The organism is Prosthecobacter sp., assembly GCF_044373815.1.
In the GTDB taxonomy this organism is placed as follows: domain Bacteria; phylum Verrucomicrobiota; class Verrucomicrobiia; order Verrucomicrobiales; family Verrucomicrobiaceae; genus Prosthecobacter.
In genome coordinates this window covers 1-3,494 of the sequence record NZ_JBIPNG010000594.1, presented here as the reverse complement: position 1 = coordinate 3,494, position 3,494 = coordinate 1, and the positions used below count along the sequence as shown (strand labels likewise).

Below are 3,494 nucleotides of genomic sequence, written 5' to 3'. Positions count from 1 at the left end.
GAGCCGAGGTAGGGCATCTCATCCCCGCCTGCAGCAGCATTGGCCTCCTTCAGGGTAGCCGCCAGCGGGCCATGCATGAAGTCCTGGCCGATCTCCATCGGATGGCCAGTGAAGCCGCTCTCCACGAGGCGCTTGGCCAGCAGTGTGGAAAAATCCTGCATGCGCTGCGCACGCACCGCCACACTCAGGCTGCTGGGCCAGACCCATGAGACGCTCAGCGGCGTCTCGCCCCAGCCCTGCGCCGTTTTGCCACTCCGGTCCGCCACAGTCACGCGCACCCGCAGGCAGACGGCGCTGGTCACCGTCTCCGGGCCAAACTTCAGCGGCACCCGCATCGTGACAGGCAGAAAGAAAACTTCGGCGGCGGTGACTCGGACGTCAGTGGGCTTGGTGGTGGGCATGAGTTCAAAATGTAGCGCCTCGGCAAGCTCGCAAAGAAAACATTGCCGTGGCGATGTGCTTCCGCTTCATTCCTCCCCATGCGCATTTGGGATCTGCACTGCCACATGTCCGGTGTTCCCGGCCTCACCCCGGAGGAACGCCTCAAGGCGCTGCTCGTTTATGCCGACCGCATGGGCATTGAGCGGCTGTGTGTTTACATGGGCTTGAAATGGTCTCAGGACCCCTCACCCGCCGATCTGGTGCAGCAGAACAATGAAGTGCTGCGCGCCATCGCCAAATTCCCTGATCGCGCTTTTGGTTTTGTCTATCTCAGCGCCAAGCATCCTGAGGAAAGCCTCGCGGAACTGGAACGCTGCGTTGCCAACGGCCCCATGGTGGGCGTGAAGCTTTGGGTGGCGGAGAGATGCAACGTGGCCGCCATCGATTCGATCATCCGCCGCGCCGATGAACTGAAAGCCGTCATTTTTCAGCACACCTGGTTCAAAACCACCGCCAACTACCCCGGTGAATCCACGCCGGACGATCTCGTCGCGCTGGCAAAACGTTTTCCGGATGTCCCCATCATCTGCGGCCACACGGGCGGCAACTGGGAGCTGGGCATTCGTGCCATTCGCGCCCAAACCAATCTCTATGCCGATCTCGCCGGCTCAGATCCCACGGCAGGTTTCACGGAGATGGCGGTGCGTGAGCTCGGCGCTGAGCGCGTCATCTACGGCAGCGACTGCGGCGGGCGCAGCTTCGCCAGCCAGCTGGCGAAAGTTCACGGCGCGCAGATCAGCGATGCCGACAAACAAAAGATCTTCTGCGACAATCTGCGCGGCCTCATGCTGCCCATCCTGCAGGCCAAGGGCATCAAAGCGTGAGGTCAGTCCTTCTTTTTGCCGAAGCCAAAGAGGCGCTTCAAGAACCCACCGCCTGATTTGGTCTCGGCGGCTTCAGTGTTTGGGGCGTTCGGCCCGGCCAGCCTGCGGACACCTGAGTCCGATTTTTCTTCAGCAGGCTTTTTGGCCGCCACAGGCGCAGGTCGGCCTGCCGGAGTCGGCAACGATGCCGCCCACCATGCGGGTGCCAGCACGGCCACCGTCTGCCACGCTTCCAGTCCCGCATGCCAGATCAGAGAATCCGAAGACAGCTTTTTGGCACGGACCAGCTCGGTCATCGCCTGGTCATCCATGGGACCCTCGGCTGCGCCTGCGTTGTTGTAGTACCAGTTCATCTTGATGTGTCAGTAGGCTACCTTCACATCAAAACAGCGCAAGGCAGGAGGAAATGCTTTTCACAGCCCCCGAATCGTTCAAACTACCGGCATGAATCGCCGGAATTTCATGCTGACCTCCAGCGCTATGCTCGCAGCCACGTCCCTGCGCGCGGTGGAAGAGACGAAACTGACCGACTGCCATGTGTATCTGGGTTCCCATCCGTTTCGGCAGCTTGGCGCTGAAAATCCCCAGGAATTCATTCAACGTCTGACCCTGCGCGGCGTGACGGAGGCCTGGACCGGCGCCTTTGAAGGCCTGCTGCGGCGTGATGTGGCCAATGTGAACAGAGAGCTCACCAAAGCCTGCCAAAACTCCATTCTTCGCCCCTGCGGCACCATCAATCTCTCCCTGCCTGACTGGCAGGATGACGTCAAACGCTGCGCTCAAGATCACGGCATGCGCGTGATTCGCCTGCATCCGAACTATCACGGCTACGACTTGCAAGCGCCTGCCTTTCGCCAGCTGCTCCCCCTCGCTGCAAAGCACCATCTGCTGGTGCAACTGGTGATCCAGATGGAGAATGAACGCACTCAGAACCCGCAGGTGCGTGTGGCACCGGTCGATCTCAAGCCTCTCTCAGGCATCCTGCAGGAAATCAAGGAATCGCGTATCATGCTGCTCAATGCCAACGCCACCATGCTGCTTCACGATTTGCAGGAATGCCCGAACGTGTGGATCGATTTCGCGATGATCGAAGGAGTGGGCGGCGTGGAAAACCTGCTCAAAACCTGGCCTCTGGAGCGGCTCGTGTTCGGCTCATTCGCCCCCGTCTTCTACTGGGAGTCCGCCCGCTTGAAAATGCAGGAGTCTGCGCTTGATCCAGTGCAAACGCAGGCAGTTCAAGAGCGCAATGCAGCCGCCTTGCTGGGCTGAGCAGCAGATCGTTCACCGGCTAACAGCAGCCTGCCAAGGTCAACCGCCAGAGCGGCGAGAACCAGATTGAACACAATTCGTAACGCCTGCAGAACCTGCTCCGACACGCCTAGATCATCCACTCCACTGGGCACATAGCAAAGATAGAGAACCAAAGTGATGAGCCGAGATCGCTGGAACCATGACAGCGAAGGGTGGGCGGGAGAGCAGGCGATCCACAGCACTGGCAAGCCATACATGTGAGAAAAAATTCGCGAGCTTATTGCCAGGAGGGACAGCAGGAGCAACACCGCCGTCCATCGAATCAAGTTGTGGTGATCGGTTTTTTTTCTGCGCAGCCAAAGCCACAGGAGTCCGCCCAGCATCAATAACAGGAGCATGGCTCCAGAGAGCTGAGCCGGAACAGCAAGGTTCGGAAACATCTCATTCCATGAGCGAAACGGCATCCAGACCGTCAGCAGGCTGTTGCTGTTAAAAACCCTCGTGTTGCCGCCGAGGACATCCGCGAAAATCGTGATCGGATTCGCGTTGATGATGCGGCATAGAAACAAATGCACTCCAACGTGAATGCCCCCTCCTACCAGCAGGCAGCACCAGCGCCATTGCATGACGAAGAAGAACAGCACCAATGGCCAGATCAGCGCATATTTAAACACCCCAAAGGCGAGCAGCACTCCGGCAAGCAGGGGCCGCCGGGCGCAGTCGGCACGAAATGCAGCCAGAGTGAGCGCCACTGAGAAAATGGACGCCTGCCCCATGGCAAGACAGCTCCAGAATGGAATGCTACAGATCCAGAGACAGGTCATCAGCATCTGATCCCCATTGCATGGGCCGCCCGCTGCCATCATCCAGCGCATGGTGCAAACTAGCAGCACCAATGACCCCAGACTGATGAGGAGCCACAATGTTTTGACTGCATTGAAAGGGAGTTTGGCCATCAGCAGAACTGGCAGCAGCGTG

At 59.1% G+C, this 3,494-nt stretch carries 4 protein-coding genes and 1 pseudogene; 2 read left to right on the top strand and 3 right to left on the bottom strand.

The features are described 5' to 3' along the window. Positions 1 to 401, bottom strand: a pseudogene (locus ACIREA_RS28800) (hypothetical protein); the annotation flags it as partial. Positions 402 to 506: 105 nt separating this feature from the next. Here ACIREA_RS28800 and ACIREA_RS28795 point away from each other — a divergent pair. Next, positions 507 to 1,265 carry an amidohydrolase family protein gene (locus tag ACIREA_RS28795; protein WP_397385768.1) on the top strand — a complete coding sequence of 253 codons (759 nt, stop codon included), beginning with the start codon at positions 507 to 509 and terminating at the stop codon, positions 1,263 to 1,265. Positions 1,266 to 1,267: 2 nt separating this feature from the next. Here ACIREA_RS28795 and ACIREA_RS28790 read toward each other — a convergent pair whose 3' ends face one another. Continuing rightward, positions 1,268 to 1,618 (bottom strand): DUF4339 domain-containing protein, encoded by a 351-nt coding sequence (locus ACIREA_RS28790; protein ID WP_397385767.1) that lies wholly within the window; start codon positions 1,616 to 1,618, stop codon positions 1,268 to 1,270. Between the two features lie 91 nt (positions 1,619 to 1,709). Between ACIREA_RS28790 and ACIREA_RS28785 the strand changes: the two genes are divergently transcribed. Next, a complete protein-coding gene (locus tag ACIREA_RS28785; protein ID WP_397385766.1) occupies positions 1,710 to 2,534 on the top strand; it encodes an amidohydrolase family protein in 825 nt (274 codons plus the stop codon). Here the strand turns inward: ACIREA_RS28785 and ACIREA_RS28780 are convergent. After that, positions 2,501 to 3,478 carry a glycosyltransferase family 87 protein gene (locus ACIREA_RS28780; protein WP_397385769.1) on the bottom strand — a complete coding sequence of 326 codons (978 nt, stop codon included), beginning with the start codon at positions 3,476 to 3,478 and terminating at the stop codon, positions 2,501 to 2,503. The genes ACIREA_RS28785 and ACIREA_RS28780 overlap by 34 nt on opposite strands. Positions 3,479 to 3,494 lie beyond the last annotated feature (16 nt).

Bases quoted from the DNA above. Each gene is read 5' to 3' on its own strand.
- ACIREA_RS28795 (WP_397385768.1), top strand. From the start codon at position 507: ATGTCCGGTGTTCCCGGCCTCACCCCGGAGGAACGCCTCAAGGCGCTG.
- ACIREA_RS28790 (WP_397385767.1), bottom strand. From the start codon at position 1,618: ATGAACTGGTACTACAACAACGCAGGCGCAGCCGAGGGTCCCATGGAT.
- ACIREA_RS28785 (WP_397385766.1), top strand. From the start codon at position 1,710: ATGAATCGCCGGAATTTCATGCTGACCTCCAGCGCTATGCTCGCAGCC.